Annotated in this window: 24 protein-coding genes; 10 read left to right on the top strand and 14 right to left on the bottom strand. The window is 47.8% G+C overall.

Features of this window, described 5'->3' with window-relative positions; all coding sequences use genetic code 11:
• Positions 1-5: 5 nt before the first annotated feature.
• Entirely contained in the window at positions 6-224 is a 219-nt protein-coding gene (gene xseB / locus RIG61_06845) for an exodeoxyribonuclease VII small subunit (protein MEQ9618875.1), read from the bottom strand.
• A gap of 262 nt (positions 225-486) precedes the next feature.
• The gene (locus RIG61_06850) at positions 487-771 is read right to left on the bottom strand and encodes a hypothetical protein (GenBank protein MEQ9618876.1); all 285 of its coding nucleotides are present in this window, start codon (positions 769-771) and stop codon (positions 487-489) included.
• 195 nt (positions 772-966) lie between these two features.
• Between RIG61_06850 and RIG61_06855 the strand changes: the two genes are divergently transcribed.
• From RIG61_06855 to RIG61_06880, 6 genes are all read left to right on the top strand, one after another.
• Positions 967-1746: a 3-hydroxybutyrate dehydrogenase gene (locus RIG61_06855; protein ID MEQ9618877.1), complete on the top strand. Its 780-nt coding sequence runs from the start codon at positions 967-969 to the stop codon at positions 1744-1746.
• A 24-nt stretch (positions 1747-1770) separates the two neighbouring features.
• The gene (locus RIG61_06860; protein MEQ9618878.1) at positions 1771-3483 is read left to right on the top strand and encodes an ABC-ATPase domain-containing protein; all 1713 of its coding nucleotides are present in this window, start codon (positions 1771-1773) and stop codon (positions 3481-3483) included.
• A 167-nt stretch (positions 3484-3650) separates the two neighbouring features.
• Positions 3651-7727, top strand: a complete 4077-nt coding sequence (locus RIG61_06865; GenBank protein MEQ9618879.1) for a helix-turn-helix transcriptional regulator — start codon at positions 3651-3653, stop codon at positions 7725-7727.
• A 1155-nt stretch (positions 7728-8882) separates the two neighbouring features.
• Complete coding sequence (locus RIG61_06870; protein MEQ9618880.1) at positions 8883-9089, top strand: hypothetical protein; 207 nt, start codon at positions 8883-8885, stop codon at positions 9087-9089.
• A gap of 8 nt (positions 9090-9097) precedes the next feature.
• Positions 9098-9364, top strand: coding sequence for an integrase core domain-containing protein (locus RIG61_06875; protein ID MEQ9618881.1), 267 nt, complete (start codon positions 9098-9100; stop codon positions 9362-9364).
• Positions 9365-9571: 207 nt separating this feature from the next.
• Positions 9572-10279, top strand: coding sequence for a hypothetical protein (locus tag RIG61_06880; GenBank protein MEQ9618882.1), 708 nt, complete (start codon positions 9572-9574; stop codon positions 10277-10279).
• A gap of 399 nt (positions 10280-10678) precedes the next feature.
• On the opposite strand, the gene RIG61_06885 is transcribed toward RIG61_06880, so the two are convergent.
• Positions 10679-11617, bottom strand: coding sequence for an LLM class flavin-dependent oxidoreductase (locus tag RIG61_06885; protein ID MEQ9618883.1), 939 nt, complete (start codon positions 11615-11617; stop codon positions 10679-10681).
• A 37-nt stretch (positions 11618-11654) separates the two neighbouring features.
• The gene (locus RIG61_06890; GenBank protein MEQ9618884.1) at positions 11655-12551 is read right to left on the bottom strand and encodes a radical SAM protein; all 897 of its coding nucleotides are present in this window, start codon (positions 12549-12551) and stop codon (positions 11655-11657) included.
• A gap of 86 nt (positions 12552-12637) precedes the next feature.
• Here RIG61_06890 and RIG61_06895 point away from each other — a divergent pair, with 86 nt between their 5' ends.
• Positions 12638-12799 carry a hypothetical protein gene (locus RIG61_06895; GenBank protein MEQ9618885.1) on the top strand — a complete coding sequence of 54 codons (162 nt, stop codon included), beginning with the start codon at positions 12638-12640 and terminating at the stop codon, positions 12797-12799.
• A 4-nt stretch (positions 12800-12803) separates the two neighbouring features.
• Here the strand turns inward: RIG61_06895 and RIG61_06900 are convergent, their stop codons facing one another.
• Positions 12804-13298 carry a hypothetical protein gene (locus RIG61_06900; protein ID MEQ9618886.1) on the bottom strand — a complete coding sequence of 165 codons (495 nt, stop codon included), beginning with the start codon at positions 13296-13298 and terminating at the stop codon, positions 12804-12806.
• Positions 13288-14562, bottom strand: a complete 1275-nt coding sequence (locus RIG61_06905) for an FAD-dependent oxidoreductase (protein ID MEQ9618887.1) — start codon at positions 14560-14562, stop codon at positions 13288-13290. Before RIG61_06905 ends, RIG61_06900 begins: the two co-directional genes overlap by 11 nt.
• 176 nt (positions 14563-14738) lie before the next feature.
• Between RIG61_06905 and RIG61_06910 the strand changes: the two genes are divergently transcribed.
• Positions 14739-14945 (top strand): CopG family transcriptional regulator, encoded by a 207-nt coding sequence (locus RIG61_06910; protein ID MEQ9618888.1) that lies wholly within the window; start codon positions 14739-14741, stop codon positions 14943-14945.
• Positions 14946-15384: 439 nt separating this feature from the next.
• Here RIG61_06910 and RIG61_06915 read toward each other — a convergent pair whose 3' ends face one another.
• The gene (locus RIG61_06915) at positions 15385-15549 is read right to left on the bottom strand and encodes a hypothetical protein (GenBank protein ID MEQ9618889.1); all 165 of its coding nucleotides are present in this window, start codon (positions 15547-15549) and stop codon (positions 15385-15387) included.
• Here RIG61_06915 and hflX point away from each other — a divergent pair.
• Entirely contained in the window at positions 15541-16941 is a 1401-nt protein-coding gene (hflX, locus tag RIG61_06920; protein MEQ9618890.1) for a GTPase HflX, read from the top strand. The two genes, RIG61_06915 and hflX, sit on opposite strands and share 9 nt — an antisense overlap.
• 69 nt (positions 16942-17010) lie before the next feature.
• Here hflX and RIG61_06925 read toward each other — a convergent pair whose 3' ends face one another.
• The 7 genes from RIG61_06925 to alr all read right to left on the bottom strand — a co-directional run bounded on the left by RIG61_06925 (position 17011) and on the right by alr (position 24609).
• Positions 17011-17928, bottom strand: coding sequence for a MaoC/PaaZ C-terminal domain-containing protein (locus RIG61_06925; GenBank protein MEQ9618891.1), 918 nt, complete (start codon positions 17926-17928; stop codon positions 17011-17013).
• A gap of 462 nt (positions 17929-18390) precedes the next feature.
• Positions 18391-19338, bottom strand: coding sequence for a hypothetical protein (locus tag RIG61_06930; GenBank protein ID MEQ9618892.1), 948 nt, complete (start codon positions 19336-19338; stop codon positions 18391-18393).
• Positions 19339-20331, bottom strand: coding sequence for an MlaD family protein (locus RIG61_06935; GenBank protein ID MEQ9618893.1), 993 nt, complete (start codon positions 20329-20331; stop codon positions 19339-19341).
• 6 nt (positions 20332-20337) lie between these two features.
• The gene (locus tag RIG61_06940; protein ID MEQ9618894.1) at positions 20338-21174 is read right to left on the bottom strand and encodes an ATP-binding cassette domain-containing protein; all 837 of its coding nucleotides are present in this window, start codon (positions 21172-21174) and stop codon (positions 20338-20340) included.
• Between the two features lie 11 nt (positions 21175-21185).
• A complete protein-coding gene (locus RIG61_06945; protein ID MEQ9618895.1) occupies positions 21186-21953 on the bottom strand; it encodes an ABC transporter permease in 768 nt (255 codons plus the stop codon).
• On the bottom strand, positions 21954-23444 hold the full coding sequence (locus tag RIG61_06950; GenBank protein ID MEQ9618896.1) for a hypothetical protein: 1491 nt from the start codon (positions 23442-23444) through the stop codon (positions 21954-21956).
• 76 nt (positions 23445-23520) lie between these two features.
• Positions 23521-24609, bottom strand: a complete 1089-nt coding sequence (gene alr, locus RIG61_06955; GenBank protein MEQ9618897.1) for an alanine racemase — start codon at positions 24607-24609, stop codon at positions 23521-23523.
• Positions 24610-24670: 61 nt separating this feature from the next.
• On the opposite strand from alr, the gene RIG61_06960 reads away from it, so the two are divergent.
• Complete coding sequence (locus RIG61_06960; protein MEQ9618898.1) at positions 24671-25456, top strand: methyltransferase domain-containing protein; 786 nt, start codon at positions 24671-24673, stop codon at positions 25454-25456.
• Positions 25457-25498: the final 42 nt, after the last annotated feature.

Consider the following 25498-nt stretch of genomic DNA (forward strand, 5'->3'; position numbering starts at 1 on the left):
TCGTATCAGTCTTCCGGCTCGAATTCCTCAAGGGTGATATCGCCGTTCTTTTCGACCAGTATCTCAACTTTTTTTCTGATTTTGTTAAGTTTTTTATGCGAAAAAGAGATAAGCTCTGTGCCTTCCTGAAAAAGTTTAATCGCGTCCTCGAGCGGAAGGTTGCCGCTCTCCAGTTTCTGAATAATTTCCTTAAGCTCCTTGACAGCTTCCTCGAATGTTTTCATAAAGTGTATTTTATCCCTGAACGTAGAAGCGCACAAGAATAGCGAACACGAGTCTTGTCCTGATCAAAATGAAAAATAGTCCGGAAAGGGCAAAACAATTAGGATTAAGCAGCAGAAAAAGGAACTGCAAAATATAAGGTAAATAATTACAAAACGGGCGGACATAATCTATGCCCGCCCGTATCGAGTTTCACAATCAAATTATCAATAATCAATCGGAACCGAGGTTCCCAGTTAATTATTACCGCAAATATGATGTGGCTTAATTGCCCATCTGGTCAGCGGCGTCGTCAGCCTTATCCGCGGCGTCGTCCATAGCGTCGCCTGCCGAGTCGGCTGCGTCTTCCGCGCTTTCTTCCACAGCTTCACCGGCTTCTTCCATAGCCTCGCCTGCTTCCTCCATTGCTTCACCACTCGAAGCATCCGTATCGTTTACCTCTATTTCCACATCGCCTTCAGGCGCTTCCTGCTGCGGCGGGCACGCCGTCAGAGCGAACGCCAGAGCGCCGCTGCACAAAAGTATCGACAATTTACTGAATATAGACATTGAACCTATACCTCCTTAAGTATAATTATTGTATGTTACGGGAATTTAATCCCCCAACCTTTCAACACAATACAATATTTAATGTGCCATTTCCACCTATTTTGAAAAAACGCAAAATATATTTAATTAACCTTCAGGGAAGTTTATTATAATTTGACAGAGAATTATATCAAATTAATAACGGAGGGCAGCGGTTTGAAACTCAAGGATAGAGCGGCAATAGTCACCGGCGGAGGGAGCGGCATCGGGCTTGCCATAGCGGAGCTATTCGCGAAGGAGGGAGCGAAAGTAGCGCTGAATGATATCGACGTCGGGAGGGGCGCGTCCGAGGCTTCCAGGATAGACGATAGTTACGGGAGCTGTATTTTTGTTGAAGGCGATATATCAAAACCGGAGAACTGCAAAAACCTGGTGGAAGCGGCTGTAAAGGAGTTCGGGAGCGCCGACATCCTGGTGAATAACGCGGGACTTCAGTACGTATCCCCGATTGACGAGTTTCCCGAGGATAAGTGGGAGCTTCTTCTGGGCGTAATGCTGACCGGGGCTTTTTACTGCACAAAGTACGCATTCCCTCACATGAAACGAAACAAATTCGGCAGGGTGGTGAATATTTCATCGATTCACGGAATGATAGGCGTAAAATTCAAGTCGGCCTATGTAGCCGCCAAGCACGGACTTGTAGGTCTTACCAAAGTGACGGCGCTTGAGGGTGCGGAGCACGGCGTAACCGCAAACGCGGTCTGCCCCACATTTGTGCGCACCCCTCTGGTCGAGAACCAGATAGACGCGCAGGCCGAGGCGCACGGAATACCGAGAGATGAGGTAATCGAAAAGATTATTCTCGCCGAGGCTCCGATGAAGAGGATGCTTGAACCCGTGGAAGTAGCCGAGCTGTGCCTGTATCTCACAGGGGAGGCCGCAAAGAACATAACGGGGGCGACCATACCCATCGACGAAGGGTGGACAGCACAGTGAAATTAAAATAGTATTCAAACCCCTATGAAAACCGCGCGCGATCTGAAGGAAACAATTCAAAGAATTGACGGTAAGGGTTATAAGGCCTACAAGGACATCGGGGGCGAATACGGGTTTGAGGGATTCGTGCTGTATATCGACCATGTGCAGGGGGACCCCTTCGCCTCACCGAGCAGAATGAGGGTAAGGGTTTATCAGGATACGGCCGGTTTCCCGCGTGACACATTTCAGAGCCGGAGCAGAGAAATCGCGCTCAGGGACTTCATAGCGCGCGAATTCCGTTCCGCCGCTCAAAAATTCTCTATCCGCAGCAGGGGGAGCGGTAAAAGCGGCCTAATAGAAATCAGCGGGCCGGGGCAGGAAATACTGGAGCGTTCCTCGATAGCGGTCACACATTTATACGTCGAAGCGCGGTTCGCGATGGGGCTCCCGGCGTTCGGCAGAACGGTTGCCGGGAAGCACGCTGAGGCCATGTTCTTCGGGGAGCTGCCGAAAATAATACGTTTTTCTCTTATGTTCGGGAATCTCGACAGAGAGACCCTCTATGAGCATGTAGAGACCGGAGAGGACGCGGATTTCCTGAGATCGGAGCTGGAAGGGCTGGGCTATATAGCTTTCATCGCCGATGGGAGCATACTGCCAAGGAAAAGCGGCGTAAGTCCCGAGCCCATGAGCGCGGAGGAAGCGGTACCGTTCGAATCCCCTCCCTCGTTGCGGATGGATATAGAGCTTCCGAACAGGGGGCAGGTGTCGGGGATGGGGATACCCAAGGGGGTCACGCTGATTGTAGGGGGAGGCTATCACGGAAAGTCCACACTTCTGCGGGCGATCGAGCAGGGAGTATACAATCATATTCCGGGAGACGGGAGAGAGCTTGCCGTTACCAGCGCTAACGCCGTCAAGATAAGGGCCGAGGACGGGAGGCGAATAGAGAAGGTAAATATCACCCCTTTTATATCGAACCTTCCCTACGGCAGGGACACGGAATCTTTCTCTACCGGGGAGGCGAGCGGGAGCACGTCGCAGGCGGCGAACATACTGGAATCCATCGAAGCGGGGGCGGACGTCTTGCTTATAGACGAAGATACATCGGCAACCAATTTCATGATAAGGGACCACCGGATGCAGGAGCTTGTTTCAAAGGATAAGGAGCCTATAACTCCTTTCATAGACAGGGTGAGGAGCCTCTATACCGATCAGCGCGTATCCACCGTGCTGGTACTGGGTGCGTCCGGCGACTATTTCGACGTCTCGGACCACGTAATATGCATGACCGAATATAGACCGTATGACGTAACCGACGAAGCGCTGAAAATAGCCGGCAGGTTCGCAAGCGGGAGAAAAAGGGAGGCGGACGATTATTTCGGCAGGGTTACGGAGCGTATACCCAAACCGGAAAGCCTGAATCCGAAAAAGGGGAAGAGGGACGTAAAAATCTCCGTAAAAGGGCTTCGCTCGATAGTATACGGTAAAAGCAGGATCGATCTCGGCGCCCTTGAGCAGCTCGTGGATATGTGCCAGACAACAGCGCTTGGCGACGCCATAGAGCACGCGAAGAAGTATATGGACGGCAGGAGGACGCTCAGAGAGGTTGCGAGCCTCGTAATGATGGATATAGGACGGGACGGTCTGGACGTAATAGGCAGGAGCATCTCCGGGAACTATGCGGAGTTCAGGAAGATCGAGCTTGCGGCTGCAATTAACAGGCTCAGAACGCTAAGTGTGGAGCAGAAGTGACAGAAAATTTCTGACACATACAATCCTAACCTGCTCCCAATATTAATATTTATCTAGCGAACATAAGGACAAGAGCCCCTGCCGTTGTATTAATATTACAACAAATTTGATTTTTCTTATAGAATGGTGTATAATATTTACAACGCCATTCAAAGAGGGATATACGTATGAAAAAAAGTTTTGGTGAGTTCTTCAGGCAACTGAGAAAGTCAAACAAAATGAATCTGCGCGAGTTTTCTAGAGAACACGGATTCGATCATGGTAACATCAGCCGTCTTGAAAGAGGCTTACTCAAACCCCCTCAGACACAAGATAGTTTAGAAGAGTATGCGAGAGCACTCAATCTTAAACCTGATACCCCTGAATGGGAACAGTTTTTTGTTCTTGCCGCATTAGAAACCCGAAGAATTCCCCATGATATAGCTGAGAATCCCACACTAGCAGACAAGCTTCCAAAAGTTTTCAGCAAAATAGAAACGAGAAGGAGAACCCCATGGACGAGCGCAACAGAATTAGAAAGATGGGCCGATACATTGGATGCACGTTCGAGTCTTCCACAGTTAATTCGTCGTCTAATTCATGCAACGATTGATTCGATAGACTTCATGGATTTTCCCGCTGGTGAAGATGTAGGACGTCCTGGATGGGATGGAATGATCCGAACTGAAAAAGGTAATGCCTTCGTCCCATATGGACAAAGCTGTTGGGAAATGGGAGTTGACAAAGACATCAAAGGCAAGGCTGATGATGATTTCAAGAAACGAAGCACCAATACGGAAGACTTCAATCAAAAAGAGACAGTATTTGTTTTTGTCACACCTAGAAAATGGACAAGAAAAAACGAATGGGTTAATGAAAAAAAGAAACTTGGCATATGGAAGGATGTGCGTGTATATGATTCGTCGAACATCGAGCAATGGTTAGAAATTGCCCCTGTAGTCGATGCATGGTTCTCGCGTCCAGATGGTGTTACTGATATAGAAGTACATTGGGAAAATCTTAAACTACTTACTGTTCCGACTCTTAGACCCGATATTTTTCTAATCACGCGTGAGAAAAACATAGAAGCATTAAAAAATTGGCTTGTGGGATCTCCATCCCATATGGAGTTTGAGGCATCGTCCCCTGATGAACTTTTCGATTTTGTTGCTGCATTTATCGAGAGTCTGGATGAGAATGAACGCAACAAAGTCAATGCTCACAAGATAGTTATTGTGGGTGCCAAAGAAGCATGGCAGACACTTATCTCATCGGAATATCCGATAGTTCTGATTCCTAGACCGTCTATCGAAGTTGAAGAGGAGCTTATAGCGGAGGCACGGCGTAGAGGTCATTATATGCTCTTATGGAATGAAATTACTAATGATCCAAAAAAGAGAAATAACCGGCTTTCACGAGTATACCGTTTTGAACTAGAAAAAACACTTGAATCATCAGGTCTTAAAAGAGAGGAAGCAAGAAGAATAGCCCGAGAGTCAGGAGGAAGTCTCACTGTATTAAAACGCCGCATAGCCCGTCTTTCTAGTGTTAAGATACCAGAATGGGCAAATCCTGATGCCGCTTCGGAATTAGTTCCGATTCTCCTTCTCGGAGGATGGAATGAGTCACATGAGGCGGACCGAAAGATTATCGAGAAGCTATCTGGCCAGCCTTATGACAGAGTAGAGGAAATTGTCAACCGACGGCAAAAAGGGAAGGACGCACCACTTATGAAAGCACTTGATAATTGGAGATTTGTATCACGTGATGATTCATGGACTCTTCTAGCACCATATCTCACATTGACAAAACTTAAGCAGTTTGAAAAGATAGCAGTTGAAGTACTAGGAGAAGAAAATCCTGAGTTTGAACTTCCGCCTGAGGAAAGATGGCGAGCAGCAATCTATGATAAGACACCTAAGTACTCACACCAGCTACGAAAAGGTATTGCTGAGACACTAGCACTTCTGGGAGTTATACCTCCTACTCACTTACTTACGGATTCACCTCCACCTGAGAGACGAGTTGAAAGTGTAATAGAGAAACTTCTTGCCAAAGACGCTAGATGGCAACGTTGGGCGTCATTGTCCGACCTCTTACCTATTTTAGCTGAAGCAAGTCCAGATGCATTTTTGAAATCATTGGATAGAGATTTAAAAACATCGGACCCTCAAGTGCTAAAACTATTTATTGCTGAGGGTGACCCTTTCTTCTCTTCCCCACCCCATGTAGGGCTTCTTTGGGCACTTGAGGCTCTCGCTTGGAATAGTAGCTATTTGACTAGCGTGAGTGAGATGCTGGCAATATTAGCTCAAGCTACACCTAATGTAAGATCAGGAAATAATCCAATGAACAGTCTACAAGAGATATTTTTACCTTGGTACCCTCAAACTACTGCATCTGTGGATGATCGAATAACAGTTTTAAAGAAAATTACAAAAAAGTTTTCAAGTGTTGGATGGCAACTGTTGCTCAGTCTTTTGCCTGAGTATAGGGGTTTTACGAACTTGACACATCGTCCCATGTGGCACAATTGGTCACTGAATTGGTCAGATCGTGTTCCTATGAAAGATTACTACCAACAAGTAGATGCATGTGCTGAAATACTACTCGGGATTGTTGAGACAGATATTGACAAGTGGCTTCAATTAATTGAAAAGTTTGAACACTTTCCTCCGTCAGCACAGAATCGTTTACTGAATAGTTTGAGAAAGTTCGACTTAATGAAATTCGATGCAAACGCTAAGCAGCTTATTGCTGAAACTCTTCGAGAAAAGGTGTCAAAGCACAGGCGTTTTTCCGATACAAATTGGGCATTACCCGCAAGAACTGTCGAAAGTGTCGAGGAAATACAGAAACGTTTTGAGTCAGAGGATTTACTTACAAAGCACAAATGGCTTTTCGAATATTATCCTCATATACCTGACCAATCCCCCAGGGACTCATTAGACAAGTATGAGGAAGCTGTGTTCAAATCACGGACACAGGCACTAGAGGAAATCCTCACTAAGGAAGGACTACCTCGAATAATTGAACTTGCAAAAGATGTGGATTCGCCGGGAGATATAGGAATTGTTCTAGCAAAATCTAATATGGTACAGAACGATTTGGATATCATACCACAATATCTTTCATCCGAGAATACAAAAATAGCCGATTTTGCTCGGGGATATGTTTTTGGATGCCTCAGGAGAAAGAATAGAGATAATTGGGAGTGGGTTGAGAGGCTACCCATCAACCAGTGGACACCTGAACAAGCAGGTAAGTTTCTGATTTCTCTTCAGCGATTTGATAGAAAAACATGGGATATCATATCCGAACTTAGCCCAGAAGTAAGCGATTACTATTGGAGTCACGTTAGCGAATTTTGCCGAGAAGCCAAAAAAGAGAATGTGGAATATGCTGTCTCTAAGCTAATTGAACATAAACGACCTAACCAAGCTATTGATGTCATAAATATGGCGTTATTTAAGAAATGTGAATTAGATTCATCCCTTATAATGGAAACTCTCGCCCATCTGCAGCAAGGTATTTCAGGTCACTTGGGGTTTGAGATTCAAGAACTGTTCAAGAAGTTACAATCTGATCCAGACATCGATGTGCAGAGATTAGCAAGATTAGAATGGAGGTATCTTAATCTCCTTGATGGGCGAGATGTATTTCCAAAGACTTTGCAGAACTCTTTACAAACTGAACCCGGATTTTTCGCATTCATTCTTTCTAAGATTTACCGTTCCCGTAACGAACAAACAGATTTAGGTGAACCGCCGACTGAAGAACAAAGTGCAATAGCTACTAACGCATACACCTTGCTGTACAACTGGAAAACATTGCCAGGAACCCTTGACAATAATACTATTAACGAACATGAACTTGTTGATTGGGTAAAGAAAGCCCGCGAAATATGTAACGAAACGGGTCATATAGAGGTATGTGATGTTCAAATTGGTGAACTGTTCGCACATGCCCCTGAAGAATGTGACGGCAGTTGGCCGTGTATTCCAGTAAGGAATATTATTGAGGAAATTGCAAGCGAAGAACTCGAAGAAGGTTTTGAGATAGGTATAGTCAATAAAAGAGGTACAGTATGGCGTTCGTTAATTGAGGGAGGAGAAAAGGAAAGAGACCTCGCTAAAAAATACCATGATTACGCAGAAATCTGTGAAATCAAATGGCCGAGAACTGCAGCAACTCTTAGAGCTGTAGCCAAGAGCTACGAAGCAGATGCACATAGAGAGGATGAACGAGCTAAAGAGAGACTCTGAATCAAATTAAGAGTTACAAAATTAATATACGCAAATCACACAACTATCTGCTAACCTTTTTTATAAAGAAATTTTAGCATTGTTAAATATATTTTTGTCCATAATAGCAGCCATAAACCGCCTCAGGACTCTAGAGGTCGAGCAGAAGCGTTGACATCGCAGAACCCTCTCCGAACTTTCAACTTATTCTGAATTGACTAGTCTTCTTTTATCTCTTCCCCTCCGAATAGAATAAATAGAGATCACATTTTTATCTCCTCCCCCCTTGAGGGGGAGGATTAAGGTTGGGGGGGTATGACTGTTAAAAAAAGAGCGGAAGTGTAGCCCTCCCCTTCTGTCAATCTCGGTTTAAATCGGTACAAAGCAAGTTGGAGTCAAATAAAAAAAGGGAGCCGAAGCTCCCACCATAGTTTGTGTATAACTTTTATTCAGTATCTTTTAAGCGCTTACTTTCTTTCTTCTTTCCGCTGACACTTCTGCCTGTACTTATCGTTGACAGCCGACTTCGTTCGTAGCACGTAAGACATATACAACTCGGTTATTTGAAACTTGATCCGACGTTTCTATTTCAAGCAAAACGTTATGTAGTGACTGCAAACAAGTAACACACGGACTGTCAACATCGCATTGTCCCTCTGCTGGTAAGCTAATGGAGTTCAAGCAGTTACCAGCTACTTCGGCTAGTACTACGTCATATGTTGGAGCTTGACCTTTTACCTTCTGTTCACATAGTACTACAGCTGTGTCGTTCTCTGCGGCTTTAGCCACTAAGGTGAGAACAGTTAGTTGTGAGATTATTAAACTTGCAAATAAAATTGACGTTACAATCTTACTTATCATAATAGAACCTCCTTTGATTTATTAATTAACTCTAGATGTCATTATCAAGTACTGTACCCTTATTGTCAAGCCGCATATAAATGTGAATCATGATTACTGTAATACTCTTCTTCTACCTGACCTAGCGTACAGTATCCAAGTATAGAGTGAAGGTAATTTCGGTTGTAATATGAACCTACTTATTCACTTTATGACTGAGCTCTCTGTTACTCTTCCCGAAGCTCCCTATTGTTTGTAAGCAAGGTAATAAGTGACGAAACCAGCTTTGTAAGATAGGCTTAAATTATTCAAAAGAGGTATGAGGAGGAGAAGAAAATGAAAAAATATTTAGTAATATCGAGCTTCATTTTTTGTCTCACCGCTGGGATAGCAATCTCTCAGGAAAATAAGAGCGAAGAAGCACCTCAGCAATCGGAGTCCGTAACCGATCAACCTGAAAGCGAAAAAGATTGTAAAAAAGTATGCGTCAAAAGGGACGGGTACGGAATGTGCACCGAGTTTGAAGAGCGTTGCGAGGAATAACGAACTTTATGAAAGCCTGTTCCGCTACTGAAGTAGAGCAAGTATTTACAAGCTATAACAACCCTGAGGGGAATGCGGATACAGAGAGAATGATAAGAATGATGAAGGAGGAGCATTTTTGGCTAAGTGAGTGGGGGAATGAAAGAGAGCTTAGTCATGAACTCGATAAGTGGGTTGTTTATTACAACGGGAGATACCTTCATTCGGCACATGGATACAGGACACCGATACAGGCGGAAAATGAATATTACACTTTACATACAAACGCTGCTTAACATCAACAGTTTTACCTGACTTGTAATGAACCATTCTTACGGTTTAGACTCTCGGGGTAATAAATCTATGACAGACTAAAGTATTAAAGAGCATAAAATATATTGGACCCGAGTTCTGAAGCATATTAATACTTATGTAATATGGCATGTTTTCTTTAATTATACTATAATCGCTTTAAGACCATTAACTTTGAGGAGGGGTTAGCAATGCACAAATTAGAGGGTTCCAATTGTAAAATCATCAGCCTAAGAAATATGTGCTGTCTTTTTACATTATTAATCGTATCTCTTCTTGTACTGGGATTGATAAGCACAACTGTATCAGCCAATACAATAGGTTATTCATTTAATCCCGAAGAAGTATTCCCACCAGGGACACTTCCACCGAATCTGGCGCAATATGAACAAGATTTAGATACGATACGCCGAATAAATAATAAAATCTCTAAAGCAGGTCTTGAATATGATAGAGTCAAGAATACCAACAGGAACAGAGCCGCAGAGTTGCACGACTATATAAATAAGCTAAAGCAGAGACGACAGCAGATTAGAAGTCAGATGCCTAGGCAGCTGCAACCTACACCTGTGGAGCTTTACGGAGCAGCACAGGAAGAATTTGACAGAGACAAAGCTATCAATTGGCTCAGAGAGGACCCTAATAGAGCTGGAATGACATATTACATGTGGTTAAAAGACGGCAAATGGCAAGGAGGTCAAAACAAACCTACAGATGGTTATGACCCGATCGTACCAATTGGTGGTGGTATTACAGGCGGCGGGGGTGGAACTGGGGGTGGAAGTAGTCTTCCTCCATGTATGTGCAGAGACTCTGCTGGTCGGGGATTCCGTCCAGCTTTAGGTCTTGACTGCGCCTCTGCGACCTCTGATGCAATGAGAGACTATAACTGCAGATAAAATCGGACATAAGAAGAGGGCAGGTGAGAATCTCCGGCCCTCTTCTTATGCAAAGTTGAAATTTATTGTCTTTCTGACAATCAATTAAATTAATTCTACTAGCTTTATGATCACGAAATGAATTCAGACTAACGAATAACAAAAACTCGTTCATCCTGAGCGCACACATCGTGTGCAGTCGAAGGGTGGAACGGGTTTAAGATAATTATTCATATACTATATATAACAAATAGATAGTATATATCTTTAGGTTCATCCTGTCTCCAGCAACCCTGTAATAGTCCCTGCCGTTCCAAACGAGGATATTGGTGAACTCTTGAGGTACTATCAGACTACTATCGGGGCACAGTGATTCACCCCCACGCTGCTCCACGCCTGAATCGACTGAGCTAAAGGAAACTATCCGCCGTAAGCGTCGGCGGTGATCTTCATCACCTCTACATTGCCCTGTTTTCCCGCAGGGCTCGGCACTATGATGGGAAGATCGACCCCGGCTTCCCTGTACGCCTCAAGCCTCTCCCGGCACCTCTCGGGAGGGCCTATGAGAGCCACGGAGTCAAGCATCTCGTCCGTGAACACATCGGCGGGGTTCTCGCCCGCTTTTACCTTATCGATAGCGTCGCCGTACCCGTTGTTTATCATGAGCCTCTGGTAAAACGGGAAGTTCAGATACGGGGAGAAACCGCGTTTACCCGCTTTCCTGGCGAGCTCCAGGTCATCCGATACGACAGAGGGTATTCCGAGCGTGATGTCTATCTCGGAAGGATCTCGTCCGGCGCTCTTCGCGCCCTCGGCGACGTATCCCCTCAATTCTTTTATGTACTCGGGCGTCGACATGTAGGGCATAAGACCGTCGGCAACTTCTCCGGCGAGTGTTGCGGCGCCTTTTGTAAGCCCGGCGATGTATACCGGCACCTTGGGCTGCTCACGCTTGAGTGTGAGCTGAGGAGCGGTCCCGTCCATAAAGGCTTTGACGGACTTAACATAATCCCTCATGCTCTCGACAGGGTCGCCCATGTCGATTTCATAGCGGTCGTTTACGGGCTTGTGGCTTACGCCGAGACCGAGAACCATCCTGCCGCCCGTTATCTCCTGAATCGTAAGCGAAGTGGCCGCGGCCATTACCGCCTGGCGCATATATATGTTGGTAATCCATGTGCCGACCTTGATTTTTGAGGTAGCCTCGGCGAATACCTGCGCATTCGAGAGGGCGTTAAACGGGGGCACCTCGGGTGAGAATATCCCTTCAAAACCCGCATCCTCGGCGGTTTTAGCGAGAGCGCGCAGGTCCTCTACGCTGCATCCCCAAACGGGTGATATGGTTGCGATCCTCGGCATAATAATTCTCCTTATTAAACGAATTTTAGAAACTGTTTCAATACTGATTAATAACGTCCCGGTAGTAATCCGGGCGAAGAAGGGATTCATCCCCGCTGTTGAGCACGGTCCTTATCTGCAGGAGCACTTCTTCCTTGTCCTTCGGGAATTTAGCCTTTATAGGCAGGTAGTTAGAAATATGGTTCGAGAAGAAATAACCGTCCGTAAGCTCCGTGTTGTCCACGAGCACCTCAAGCTCCTTTATCATCTGGAACTTTCCGGGCAGCTCGAATTCCCCCCGCTTCCACTCCTCGTAGAGGGGCGCTCCCGGACGCAGCTGAAGTGATAGAGCGCCTACGTATTCCGGGTCGCAGCCGGTGAGAAGCTTCCCCGTGGCCTCCGCATGCTCGAGGCTCCTTCCAACTCCCCCCATACCCAGAAGCACCATAGCGGAGTTCATAATCCCCGCTTCCTTGAGCATCCCGGACGCCTTTACCGTCTCCTCGTGGTTTGCGCCTTTTTTGATTCTCTCGAGAACTACATCGTCCCCGCTTTCAAAGCCTATATACACCATATCAAGACCGAGGGCTTTCAGCTCCTTAAGATTATCTACCCCTTTCCGGAGAATATCCCCCACGTTCGCGTACATCCTGACCCGATCGAGACGCGGGCACTTTTCACGCAGGTATCCCATTATCTCCACAAGCTTTTTCTGCGATAGAACCAGCGCGTTTCCATCGGCGATAAATACCCGTCCGGTTATCTCACCGTTTTCGTTAGCGGCGTCTATGATCGACTTAATTTCGTCCATAGGACGGACGCGGAACTTCTGCTCCTCCTTCCTGTACATAGCGCAGTAGGTGCACTGGTTGTGGGAGCAGCCGATAGTGGCCTGAAGGATAAAACTCTTCCCCTCGCTGGGGGGTCTGAAGTAAGGTGTTATGTACTCTATCACATTATTAAACTAACAAATATAAAGATATTTTCAAGTTGACGGCGGCCGCTTTACAAAAGCGGATTTGCCGTTATAATTCTGCGGTCATGAGTGAGAAAGAGAACAATAACGAGAGGAACGAGCTTCGGGAGATGTTCGAATTGAACGAGCGCGAGAAGGAAGGCGGCATATATATCGGCGGAGTAGTAGTACTGATAGCGCTTATCGTCATACTTGCCTCGCTTACACATGTTGTTCTTCATCCCTGAGCGTCTAGGATGAAGACACCCACCTGATAAAAAGGGGAACAATCTCGCGGGGTTCTATACGCCCTCCCGAATTGTCCCTGTATTCGATTCCATCCGTACCCACGGAAAATCCGGTTTTGATAAGCTGAATTGCCGGTGATAGTTTCCCGCCATCCGTTTTCCTCTGTTTTCCTATAACGGTTATAAGGGCGGGATCCTCGTCGAAAATTATTACAATCCTGAAAGGCGATACGATCGAAAAACCGCCCCGTCTGCCGGGTATATCGAGGAAAAGGTCGAGGAATTCCGGAGAAAGCTTGTGTATGGAGAGCCTTATCCCCTGAGACTCACGGTTAAATATGCGCACACCTTCTTCCGAAATTTTGAAGAACCGGTCCAATACCGTCACGAATTCCCTATCCGATTCTCCGGCTGGCAGGGAGCCTTGAGAATCCTCCCCTTTTCCTGCACCCATACTTCTTGCTATTTTTTTTATCTCATCGGAAAAATTATCGGTCATCCTTACTCCACTGCCCTTCTTTCCCTTTAATTTTATCAAGAAGCGCGCCCAGATCGGTATCAGGGGCACATAGCTTTTCCTTAAAGCCGTGAGTTCCGTCTCCACTCATCCCGACCAGCTCCTTTATCACGCGGATATCCTTGCCGCCCGGCTTTATAAGAAGCGCTCCCGCGAGACGCCCGCCCCTGAATGAGAAACAAACGCGGGGGTCATCGTTATCCCTTCGCACACAAAACTCTTCGCCGCCATCGGGCGCTCCGATAAACATGAGAGGAGTCCCGAAAATCTCGGTATCGTAACCGGTCACCTGCGCATATTCGACCTTCGCGCCCGCCATGTTCCTTCCGGCTGCCCTCCCCTGCTGAAGGGCGTTCTCTATATGTCCCGTCAGGTGCCTGTATCCGAGGATTATGTCTTCAAATTCGGCTACGTCGCCCGCGGCGTAAACGCCTTCCACATTGGTTTCAAGATATTCGTTCACTATTATTCCCCGCCCGGTTTCTATTCCGGCGCCTTCGAGGTATCCGATGTTGAGCGTGAGGCCGATACCTGCGCAGAACATATCCGCTTTAAACATATTCCCATCTTCCGTGACAACCCACTCGGCGAGCCCGTCCCTTCCGCGAAACTCCGTGACCTTCTGACGCGGGTATATTTCAACTCCGTTCTCAAGCATGAGCTCCGTGAGATATAGGCCCGCTTCTTCGGGTATCAGGCTCTGAAAAATATAATTCTCCATCATGAGGAGCTTTACGGCGAGACCGAGCTCCCTCAGCGCGACGGCGAGCTCAACCCCGATGAAGCTGCCTCCTATGACGACCGCCTCATGCGCGCTTCCCGAGGCCGACCTTATTATCCTGGCATCGTCGAGGGTTCTCAGATAGTAGATTCTTCTCAGGTCCGCTCCCGGCACCCGGAACCTGAAAGGCGAGCCGCCTGTGCATATGAGCAGCTTTTCGTAAGATACCTGTTCGTCGTCCTCAAGCGTTACGATCTTTTTGTCCGTATCGAGAGCCGCCGCCCCGTTACCGCCCATAAAACGTGCATTATTACTTTCGTAAAAATCCTCTTTTACAAGATAGAGCTTTTCCTCGGGGTAACGTCCCTGTATGTATCCCTTTGAGAGCATGGGAAGAAAATAAGCCCTCCTGGGCTCCTTACCTACTATTAATATCCGCCCTTCTTTGTCCTCCTGCCTTATGCCTCTCACCGCCCAGCTTCCCGCGGGACCCGCCCCCAATATCAGGTAATCGGTTTTAATCATCGAGACAAATTATAACCTAGAAGACGGGGGGTAAAACAATAGTGAAACCAGCGGTCAATATAATCCGAACGAGGAGATATAAAAGCAAATATAATGATACGGAAGCCGGATATTTCAAATTAGTTATACGAAGACGGGAATGATATGTTAGTATAAAAATACGGGGGTAGATAACCATGGCAAAAGAAACGAAGAAAATCACACTCGATATAGATTCGGGAAAATGTGAATCGCTGGAGAAGATAGCCGGAGCCTACGGAAAGAACCTGAGCATGATAATAAACGAAGCGATAGACAATTACATAAAAGACCACAAATGGCAGGCGAGCGAAACCCGTGAAAAAGCCGAAGAGGCGGAAGAGGGCGATTTCGCCACCGACTAAAAGCAATCAGGTTTTCAGACACCGCCCTACGGCATGGAATCAATTTAGGGCTTGGAAGAGATTAAATCTCCCGTACAGGAACTGCGCGGATGCTTCACCCTACATAATATCGCGTCAGACTATCACTACTATCCATAAAAATACTACTAACTATGTTATGTAATCACCGTACAGACTCCAAGAGAAAGGGTTCATGAATTCAGGCGGGCACCTAGATGTAACAATAAAATTCCGCGAACACTCCATAAATTCCTTGACTGATTAGCGCAAATGATTATCATAAAAGTAGAGGTAAATACACTCAGGAGGCGCGAATATAAGCAAAATATACGGAAAGACTTCCGGACTTACGAGAAGTGAACTCAGTAACCTTGAAAGACTTTACAGAAGAAAAATCCCCCCTAAAGAAATAATCACCCTAGAGCTTGCAAGAACATTATCACAGCTTACATACGAGCTGAAGAAGGGAATTTCCGTACTCATAGACAGAAAGGGGAAAGTTACGGTCGTTTTTCTGGGCGACTCGCACGAGCTTCCGTTCGACGAGCTTCTGGGAAGGTCGAGGGAGGCGAAGTTCAGGCTCAGGGGCTACAGATTGGTCCATACGCACCTCAAAAATTCGAGATTGAGCGAGCCCGACCTCGTCACGCTCGTAAACGAGAGGCTCGATTTGCTGGGCCTTCTTGAAGTAAGGGATCAGGGCGGGCCCGGCAAGTTCCATCTAGCTCATATCCTTCCGCCTAATCATGAAGAAAAGAAGTGGGAGGTGTCCGAGTACCACGACCTGGGAAGGGTGGACGTAAGGTGCGACGAGCTCATAAGGGACGTCGAGCAGGACCTCGAAAGATCATACTACGAGCAGGGCGGGGAAAAGGACCGCGAGGGGGTGCTGCTTGTAGGATTCTCCACCAAATTCCGCTCGGAGGCCGAGGAATCCCTCGAAGAGCTGAAATCCCTCGCAAAGTCCGCAAATAAGGCCGTGCTCGGCTCCACAATTCAGATAAGAAAAAAAATAGACCCCCGATACCTCATCGGAAAGGGCAAGCTCGGAGAAGTGATACTCACCGCCAGGCAGGTAGGGGCGGAAAAGATAATATTCGACGTCGAGCTTACTCCCGCGCAGGTGAAATCCATATCAGACGAAACGAACCTGGACGTGATGGACAGAACGCAGCTCATTCTCGAGATATTCGCCCGTCACGCTACAACCGCCGAGGGTAAACTGCAAGTAAAGCTCGCGCAGTTTAAGTACAACCTCCCGAGGCTCGTGGGGCGGGGCGTCGAGCTTTCTCAACTAGGAGGCGGAATCGGCACGAGAGGGCCTGGCGAGAAAAAGCTCGAAGAGGAAAGAAGAAGTATCAGAAAGCAGATAGATAACCTGGAAGGGGAAATATCACATCTGAGCAAAAGGCGAGAGCATACGAGAAAAAAGAGAAGGGAGACGGGAATACCCACGGTAACCTTTATAGGCTATACGAACGTGGGCAAATCCACACTCTTTAACGCGCTTACGAACAGCGGCGTTATCGTTCGAAATAAATTGTTCTCCACACTGTCGCCTACAACCAGAAAGATAAGGCTGCCCGGAGGAAAAAATATACTGATTACGGATACGGTGGGGTTTATAAGCGACCTTCCCGGGGAACTGGTAAACGCTTTCAGGGCGACGCTCGAGGAGCTCGGAGGCTCTTCGCTTCTTCTCCACGTGGCGGATGCGAGCGACCCGATGGTCGGGGAAAGGATAGACTCTGTGAATAAAATACTCGAGCAGACGGGCTATGATTCCATCCCTCAGATGGTAGTACTCAACAAGCAGGACAGAGCGCCCCGGACGGAAGCCGCGAGGCTCGGCAGGATATATAACGCACCTCTTATCTCCGCAAAGGAAAAAGAATCTCTGCCCGAGCTTATGGAATTGATAGAAAGGGAAATACAGAGAATTACATCACCGGGCGATGAGGGAACAGGAATTGCCCTGAAATTAAAAACCGCGTAAAAAAAAAGCGGCGGGTCCTGGTAGCCGCCGCTTTTTAAATCATTCATCAAAAAGGCTTAATTTTAATTGTCAGTCTACTTCTACTTCGGCGGAGCCGCCTTTTATAACTTTGACGTTATCGCTTTTTCTCGTCACATCGAATCCCAGCTTAACGTGACCGTTCTCTCTCCCCACTTCCCAACCGTCAACCATGATTGTATCTCCCGGATATACTGGAGCAGTGAACCTGACACCCAGTGATTTCAATTTCCCGGGATCGCTGTCGAGATAACTCTCTATTATCGCCCGCATGGTCATGGACATAGTGCAGAGACCGTGAACGATAATCCCGCTCAGGCCCGCCTCCTTTGCCACATCCTCGTCAATATGAATCGGGTTCATGTCGTTTGAAGCCTTCGCGTACCTGTAGGTGATGTCCTCGGGTATCCTGATTATATCCCTAAAGGCGAGCGGCGGCGGCTCGGGAGTCTCCTTGGGCTTATTGCCGTTAGACGGCGCTTTTTTGGGCTTCTGCCCGCTTCCGCTGCCCCTTATGAAGAGACCCCAGTCGGACTCGACAACCTTCTCACCGTTCCCGTTCGTAGTTAGTACGTTTATTTTAAGAAGCTCGCCCGATCCCTTGTCTTCGATATCGGTGATTTTGGGAGTAAATGTGAGCTTGTCACCCGGTCTTATGGGCCTGTAGAATTTCATGTGCTGATCCCCGTGGACAAGCATGAGCACGTTCTTTTTGGCCTCATCAGGACCTCCGTGAAGCGCGGGGTCGCTCCAGAGCTTCTCCAGTATCGGAAGCTCGTAGGTTACGGCATAGCTCGGCGGGGCCATACCCGCCGGGTTTTCGTGATCAAAGGCGAAAGCGCCGTTGTAGTTGAAATAGCTCAGGTTGCGGGCGCCTATCGCCCACGCGTAATCAATAACCTCCTCCGTGCTTACCACATGCACGGTGGGTTCGAATTCCTTTCCTATATATTCTTTATTGAGTCCCATTTTCATCTCCTTCCTGCAAATTTCAGTATTTTTACCAAGCATTTCTTCGCTATTTTATATTGCATTAGCTTACATTTTTAAGACTGCGAAGAAAAACGTTATTATTCAAATTCTCAAAAGCAATTGTATTGCGTATACCAGATAATATGCCTGAAAAGATTGACTTAACAAAATGAAATAATCTAAGATTACTTTGGGAATTAATCATAGACAGTATATAAATTAATCGGAAAAGAGGCTTTTTGTCAAGTGATTTATTCGCACATGCAAATAATTTAGGCGATAGAGCCTACGCCGTTGCGAATGGCTTGTTAGGATACGCCGGAAAGAAATTTACAACTCTTTAATCAAACCGGGAGATCGGTATGGACAATAACCCTCACGGCAAATTATTTTTTAAGTAAAAACCTGTGATTCGGAAATCTTTGACGCATTTAAAGACAGATAATTCTACAAATTAGTCTATTCTCCTTCTCTTACGATGGAGATGAGTTTTCCGATAGCTCCGTCGCCGCACACACCTTCGAGACTTGAGATGGCGTCCGACAGCTCCTGAGCGGACTTCACCCGTATTCGGATTTCTATGTCGTTTCCCTCGAAGTAAGGTCCGGTCGTTATATTCACGTTTCCCGGTAAATTCATTGACTTCAGCGCCTCTGAGTACGTCTCCTCCACCCCTTTGAGTAAAGGGTAGCGAAGCTTCCCGAGTTCCGCTCTGAAATCGTCCCTGCCCCGGTCGCCAATCACGCCCTCTATCTCGTCTATTAGCTCTGAAACAGGCCTCTTGTCCCTTAAGGCGACCTCTTCAATTTCTTTTATAACCTGCCTGAATTCATTGTTATTTAATTTGTATTTGTCGAGAACGCGCGTGAGGATTAAAACCCTTTCATTCAGCGCCGTCTCGCTTAGAGTCTGGCACTGCTCTATGGTAATCCTTTCACGGTAATACGCCTCTTTTATTTCCTTTGCAAGCGAGGCCAGACCCAGATATCTGTCGTATTGCTTCCGCGAGGGAGGGATACCGAGAAAGGGAAGCGTATCGCTTATCATTTCCCTGTCCCCGAGCCCGAGCATGTCCCTGAACTTGATTACAAGGTCAGCAAGCTCCATATCGTCTAATCTTCCGCTATTGTCGTGGTATATGTATTTGAGGCACGCCTCGTCGGATAATTCACCGGGCTCGTAGATTTTAGACATGACTTCATCGAAACCGAGCTCCGTGAGCGCGAATATTCTCTTCCAGCCCGTTACCACCTGGAGGCTTTCGCCGGTGTCTCTGAGGACCGGAAAATTGATCAGTCCTATTTCCCGGATTGAATCCCTGACAGGTGAGAATGACCCCTTGTGCCCGGTGAGAAACGTAACGTCGCCGGTATCAATGTAGGATAGGGAAACAGGCTCTATCTTCATTTAAAACAGCGTGACGACGCCGAGCGCGGTTCCGAATACTCCGAGCGGCGCAAGGTCGTCGAGGGTGTCTATGCTCTTGTCAACTTTAAGAAGCGTATCCTGAGCGTCCCTGTAGAGCTTATCGTCGTTTACGAGCTGACCGAGAGTGCCCTTTCCCGAATTAATCTTCTCGAGTATCTGATTCAGGTTAGTCGCGGCTCCGGTGGCCTCGTTGTAAAGCGTATCGTCGTTAAGCAGCTTTCCTATCGTGCCCTTTGAAGTATTGAGCTTCTCCGCCATGTTTCCGAGATTCGCAATAGCGGTTTTTGTTTCATCGTAGAGCGAATCGTCCACGAGCAGCTTCCCGAGGGTGCCCTTGCCCGCCTTGAGCGACGCGGTGATATCATTGACATTGCCAAGCGCGTCTCTGGCCTCGTCGTAAAGCTCGTCGTCCTTGAGCAGCTTACCGAAAGTCCCCTCCCCTTTCTCAAGCCCCTCCAGCACCGAATTCAGATTCGTAACGATATTATTCAACTGCTCCTTGTTGTCGCCGAGCACGTCGAAAGCACCGACAGCCGACTCTATCGAGCTCACCGCAGAGTCCACCTTTACGAGTATCTCGTTTATGTCGGTCGGTTCCTCACTGGGAAGCACCGTGCCGTCAACAGCGGGAGGGCTATCGGGCGAGCCGAAGGAAAGGTTAATGTAGCTTGTGCCGAGGAGACTCGTGAGCTTGATGGTGGCCAGGGAATCGGTTTTTACGCCGCTATTCTTATCGACTTTCATCTCGACCTTGATTTCTCTGTCCGCGATTCTGATCCTGGATATCTTTCCTATCTCGTAGCCCTCTATCTTTACGGGATTTCCGACCCTCAATTCATCAATGGATTTGAAGTAGGTCTTGAGCTTATAGTCGCTTCTGAAAAACGGTATGTCGCCCACGAAATCAAATACCGCAAGCAATATCAAAAGGCCCACCAGGAAAAATATCCCGACTTTTACATGCTTATTCATCTGCCGCTACCTCCTTTCATGCTCGAATTGAGGGGTTATAAATTCTTTGACTGCCACATCCTCGCTGGAACGTATTTCATCAGGAGTCCCGAACTCTATTATCTTTCCGTCGTTTAGCACGGCTATCCGGTCCGCCACATAAAACGCGAGGTCTATATCGTGTGTTACTACTATTTGAGTGATCTTCACGGTGTGCTTCAGGTCAATTATGAGGTCACCTATTGTGCGGGTCATCATCGGGTCAAGCCCCGAAGTGGGCTCGTCGAAAAGAAGGAGGTCCGGATTCATCACCAGAGCCCTCGCCGTGGCTACCCTTCTTTTCATTCCGCCTGACAGCATCGACGGCATGATATCCTCTTTCTCGTCCAGACCCACAATTCCGAGCGCGCTGGATACTATCTCCCTTACCTTTGAGTCGTCCTTAAAGACCTTGTGCTCTCTCAGATAGAGGGCGACATTATCCTCGACGGTGAGGGAATTGAAAAGGGCCGAGGACTGAAAGACCATCGCAATGTCGTGGTGATCCTTGAATTCCGGGTCGTTAATATCCTCGCCGCCTATCGTAATGCTTCCCGCATCGGGCTTCTCAAGCCCGATTATATGGCGGAGCAGAACGCTCTTTCCAGTTCCGCTCTTTCCCAGAATGACTACCGTCTCACCCGCCTCTACTTCGAGGTTCACGCCCCTTAAAACCGGGTTATCCCCGAACGATTTGGTAAGGCCTTTTATCGACACCGAGACGGGTTCGGACTTCAGGTAACTAAGAAGCGCCCTTCCGTTGGAAGCTGTAATGCCTTCCGAAATTTCTTTTCCCGTTTCTTTTATTTCCTGTTCCTGAGCCATATCCGTTTAGTCTAATCTATATTAAGAAATAACAAAATCCTGGTTACATAATAGTCAAAAACCAGTACGAGCACGAAGGACAGAACCACGGCCTTCGTCACGGAAGTGCCTATCTCCCTCGGGCCGCCCCTTGTTTTCAAACCGACGTAGCAGCATACGATAGAGATAATCACTCCGAATATCATCGCTTTTATGAGCCCGTTTATAAAGGCGGTGAAATCCACTAGGTCCGCGAGATTCCTGTAGTAAACGCTGAAAGAAAGACTCACCTCGGGGTTTATATATGACACTAAAGCGCCCCCGAACCATCCGATCACGTCCATGTATATGACAAGCGTGGGCAGAGCGAGCACGGTCGCGATGAACCTCGGCATTACAAGGAACCTGACCGGGTTGATGTCCATAGTCTTGAGCGCGTCTATCTCTTCGTAAACGCTCATGGACGCGAGCTCGGCTGCCATCGCGGAGCCTACCCTTCCGGCTATCAGTATGGAAGCCATGACGGGCCCTAATTCCTTTACCAGCGAAAGTCCGACGAGGCCCCCTACGTTCTCCTCGACCCCGAATTGCGCGAGCGTAGGACCGGCCTGAAGCGCTAGAACCCCGCCAGTGAAAAGCGCGATGAGGGCGCCTACGGGGAGTGTCTGATAGCCGATAACCAGCAATTGAGAAACAACCTTATCCATGTTGCTGAAAGCGGACTTGCACCAGTAGAGAGTCTCGATCAGAAGACTCAGCAGTCCCCCGGTTATCTTGAAAAACGACATCACTCCGTTCACTCAGGATCCTCCGTTTGCATCGCCATCCGTCTCCGAACTTTTATCTGAAGAAATATTAACAGGAATAAAGAGAATTCGCAGGGTTTTTTTCTCGGGCGTACCCTTGTATCCAAAGAGACCCCCCAGAAGGTAGAACTTCGATCTCTCCTCGGAATCCTCAAAAGATATAACCGGAATAATCGGCCTCAGTTCGAATTTTTTCGCGCCGTCACTCGTGCGTTCGGCCCTTATAGTATTCCACAGGAACGATGACTTCTGATTACCCTCTTTGTCCATCCTCCATTCGAACAGCCTCCAGAAAGGGGACCAGTTCCTTTCCCTAGGAGGGTTATCGGGTAAAAAGGTTTCAAGAAGAGAGAGAAAACGGAAATAGCTCTCTCCGTCGGGCTTGGTTCTGTAAGAGAAAAGCGGCCACAGATGAACGGCTTTACCGCTCTTTCCCCCCTCCGCCGTGGGTGTGTCCGTAATGTCTTTGTATATGAATAATCCGAGCGTCGTCCGCGTTCTTACATAATCCCCGAAGTCGAAACGCTTATAGCCGTATAGAGGCCACATCAGGTATCCGGTCTGATAATCTTCTTCGGTTTTGAGTGAATAGAAGGGCCAGATTCTCTTGGTGTTAATCGCGCCCCTGGAATACGTAGCTATGGGCCAGGGGATATCCCATCTCCTGAAATCCCTGTTAGTATCTTCGATCGTGGTTATAAAAGGCCAAAGGTATGTCCTCTGCTTTCGTCCGGGCATGTCCATTTCGTAATAAAAAGGGAGGAACGCGGTCGAGCTTACTTTCTCCCCGTAAAAATCCTTTTCACGGTGCATGTAGATCGGCCAGAACGCGAACCTGTCTTCGAAAACGTCCTCTTTTTCCCTGAAGCCGTAAACGGGCCAGAATCTCCCCCCCCTGACTCCGTCTCCGGAATAGGCTCCGAAAAAAGGCCAGAGCACGTTATTGTTCGCCATGCCGTCTTTTTTTGTCTGTAAAAACAGTGGAAACAGATAGAAATTGATTTCGTCCTTTCCGAACTTCTGTTTCATACGTCCGAAAAAGGGGAAGACGGCGAAGAAGCTCCTTTCCTCATCCTCCGCGTGTCTTCCGAAGACAAAAGGAAACAGAGTGTACTCCTTTTCCCTGAAGCCGCTAGGCCTGAGGTCACTCTTGTAATAGAAGAGATAGACAAGCAACTGTAGCTTCGTATCCCCCTCAAACGAGCGCTGTGTCAGAAGCGGATATAGAACATCGACCCCGGTTCGGTCTTTCCGGTAATTACGGTAGTTGTAAAAAAGGGGGCGGAGACCGTATTCCTCGCCCTCAGGGGATTTTTTATATGTCACAAAAGGGCCGAGAGCGTCTATCGTTTTCTCGCCCGTCTCCTCGTTCCTGTCTATATATAAGAGAGGGCCCATGTTGAGCACCTCTTCCCCCGATGCATGAATTACGCTTAGAAAGCACAGTGATAAAGCGATTAAGACGGCGAGATTACCTGTATTCACAAGAACCATTCCCTTAAATGTAACTAAAATCACCCCAATATCTATGAAAAATTTACGAGAAGAGCAAATATAGAGCTTAAATGTACCGGCGCGGCACCCTTTTGCCGGTAATCGAGAGCAATTCGTAGGATATGGTGCCGGCCCAGAGCGCTACATCGTCCACGGATACGAGCTCGTCGCCGAAAAGCACGACTTCATCTCCAGTCCGCACGCCGGGCACGTCCGTTACGTCTATCATCGTGAGGTCCATGCATACAGCACCCGTTACGGGAGCTGTTTCGCCCCGGACGGATACCCTGGCGCTATTCGAGAGCCGTCTCATATAGCCGTCGGCGTACCCTATCGGAAGTGTCGCAATCAGAGAGGGACGTTCGGTTACAAATGTGCCGCCGTAGCTTACCGGGGTATTCTCCGGCACGCGTCTTATCTGTATGATTTTCGTTTTCAGCTTCATTACCGGCTTAAGATCATTATCCCCTTCACGTCCCGAGCCGTAAAGCATTATTCCGGGCCGTACGAGGTTCATGTGAGACTCGGGGAACCGCTGAATCGACGCGCTGTTAGCCGAGTGTATGAAGCGCGGCCTGAAACCGTGCGCGCGGACTATATCAAGCGTATCGGAGAAGGAATCAAGCTGCGAGAGTGTATACTCGCGAGACTTGGTAAAGGCCGAGGCAAGGTGGGTAAGCACCCCTTCCATCTCTGTATTTTGAAATGAGGAGAGCTCTTCGACAAACGATGCGGCTTCCTCCGGCCTTATACCCAATCTGGTCATGCCCGTGTCTATTTTCAGATGGTAGGGTGAGCGTTTTCGGGCCTTTCCCGCTTCGTTATCGAGCGCCCTGGCGACATCGACGGAGAAGAGGCACGGCGTGAGGTCGTGTTCGACCGTAACGGCGGCCTCCTCGGGCCTTATTCCACCCAGCAGCAGAATCGGAACCTCTATTCCGTAGTCCCTCAGCTCGGCCGCTTCCTCCACAGTGGCTACACCCAGCATATCGGTGCCCGCTTCCTCCAGAATTCCGCCCACCTCGACCGCGCCGTGGCCGTAACCGTCGGCCTTAACTACGGAAAGCACACCTACCCCGTCTCCCACAAGTTTCTTAACAAGGTTGAAATTATGAGTTAAATTGTCGAGATTGATCTCGGCCCAGGTCGGTCGCATATGGATTAAGTAATTAACCTTAATATACAGGGCCGGTCAATGGATAAGAAGATGACGGCATATGAATAAGATTAATATATCGAAACATAACAGCGCCGCATGGGACGAGGAATCGATTGAGGGTAGCGAGTGGTGCACGCCTGTCGATGGTGAAATTATAGCCAGGGCTAAGAGAGGAGAAGTACTACTCAAATTAACCCCTAATAAATATGTCCCTGACGCATGGCTTGACGGTGTTCGGGGCAAGGATGTGCTGTGTCTCGCTTCGGGCGGAGGACAGCAGGCGCCTGTTCTGGCGGCCGCAGGGGCGAGCGTGACGAGCCTCGATGTTTCAAAAGAGCAGCTGGCCAGGGACGAGTTCGTCGCACAAAGGGACGGCCTCACTCTACGAACAATTAAAGGGGATATGTCCGACCTCTCTGTCTTTGCGGACGAGAATTTCGACCTCGTTGTTCATGCGGTATCCAATATCTACGTTCCGGATGTAAACATAGTATGGAAAGAGTGCTACCGCGTGCTCAGGCCGGGGGGAGAATTGTTCGCAGGGTTTATGAACCCGAGCTTTTTCTTATTCAACCATAAGAAATCGGAAGAGTGCGGAATATTGACCGTTGAATACAAGCTCCCCTATTCCGACTTTGAGAGCCTGGACGAGGAAAGGAGACGGCAAATTATCGACGATCAGGTTCCCATTGTATTCAGCCATTCACTCGATGATCAAATCGGGGGGCAGATAGAGGCGGGATTCGTAATTACTGGGTTTTACGAGGACTGGTGGTCGGATGAAGCAACGCCGTTAAATGAATACTCGCCTACCACGATTGTTACAAGGGCTGTAAAGCCCTGAATTTGAGGGAGCGCTCAATAATAAAAGAGCGTCCGTTCTGAT

This window comes from Deltaproteobacteria bacterium, from assembly GCA_040223695.1.
In the GTDB taxonomy this organism is placed as follows: domain Bacteria; phylum Desulfobacterota_D; class UBA1144; order Nemesobacterales; family UBA2774; genus JAVKFU01.

Coding starts and splice junctions, on each gene's coding strand:
- xseB (MEQ9618875.1), bottom strand. CDS start 224: ATGAAAACATTCGAGGAAGCTGTCAAGGAGCTTAAGGAAATTATTCAG.
- RIG61_06850 (MEQ9618876.1), bottom strand. CDS start 771: ATGTCTATATTCAGTAAATTGTCGATACTTTTGTGCAGCGGCGCTCTG.
- RIG61_06860 (MEQ9618878.1), top strand. CDS start 1,771: ATGAAAACCGCGCGCGATCTGAAGGAAACAATTCAAAGAATTGACGGT.
- RIG61_06865 (MEQ9618879.1), top strand. CDS start 3,651: ATGAAAAAAAGTTTTGGTGAGTTCTTCAGGCAACTGAGAAAGTCAAAC.
- RIG61_06870 (MEQ9618880.1), top strand. CDS start 8,883: ATGAAAAAATATTTAGTAATATCGAGCTTCATTTTTTGTCTCACCGCT.
- RIG61_06875 (MEQ9618881.1), top strand. CDS start 9,098: ATGAAAGCCTGTTCCGCTACTGAAGTAGAGCAAGTATTTACAAGCTAT.
- RIG61_06880 (MEQ9618882.1), top strand. CDS start 9,572: ATGCACAAATTAGAGGGTTCCAATTGTAAAATCATCAGCCTAAGAAAT.
- RIG61_06885 (MEQ9618883.1), bottom strand. CDS start 11,617: ATGCCGAGGATCGCAACCATATCACCCGTTTGGGGATGCAGCGTAGAG.
- RIG61_06895 (MEQ9618885.1), top strand. CDS start 12,638: ATGAGTGAGAAAGAGAACAATAACGAGAGGAACGAGCTTCGGGAGATG.
- RIG61_06900 (MEQ9618886.1), bottom strand. CDS start 13,298: ATGACCGATAATTTTTCCGATGAGATAAAAAAAATAGCAAGAAGTATG.
- RIG61_06905 (MEQ9618887.1), bottom strand. CDS start 14,562: ATGATTAAAACCGATTACCTGATATTGGGGGCGGGTCCCGCGGGAAGC.
- RIG61_06910 (MEQ9618888.1), top strand. CDS start 14,739: ATGGCAAAAGAAACGAAGAAAATCACACTCGATATAGATTCGGGAAAA.
- RIG61_06915 (MEQ9618889.1), bottom strand. CDS start 15,549: ATGGACCAATCTGTAGCCCCTGAGCCTGAACTTCGCCTCCCTCGACCT.
- RIG61_06925 (MEQ9618891.1), bottom strand. CDS start 17,928: ATGGGACTCAATAAAGAATATATAGGAAAGGAATTCGAACCCACCGTG.
- RIG61_06930 (MEQ9618892.1), bottom strand. CDS start 19,338: ATGAAGATAGAGCCTGTTTCCCTATCCTACATTGATACCGGCGACGTT.
- RIG61_06935 (MEQ9618893.1), bottom strand. CDS start 20,331: ATGAATAAGCATGTAAAAGTCGGGATATTTTTCCTGGTGGGCCTTTTG.
- RIG61_06940 (MEQ9618894.1), bottom strand. CDS start 21,174: ATGGCTCAGGAACAGGAAATAAAAGAAACGGGAAAAGAAATTTCGGAA.
- alr (MEQ9618897.1), bottom strand. CDS start 24,609: ATGCGACCGACCTGGGCCGAGATCAATCTCGACAATTTAACTCATAAT.
- RIG61_06960 (MEQ9618898.1), top strand. CDS start 24,671: ATGAATAAGATTAATATATCGAAACATAACAGCGCCGCATGGGACGAG.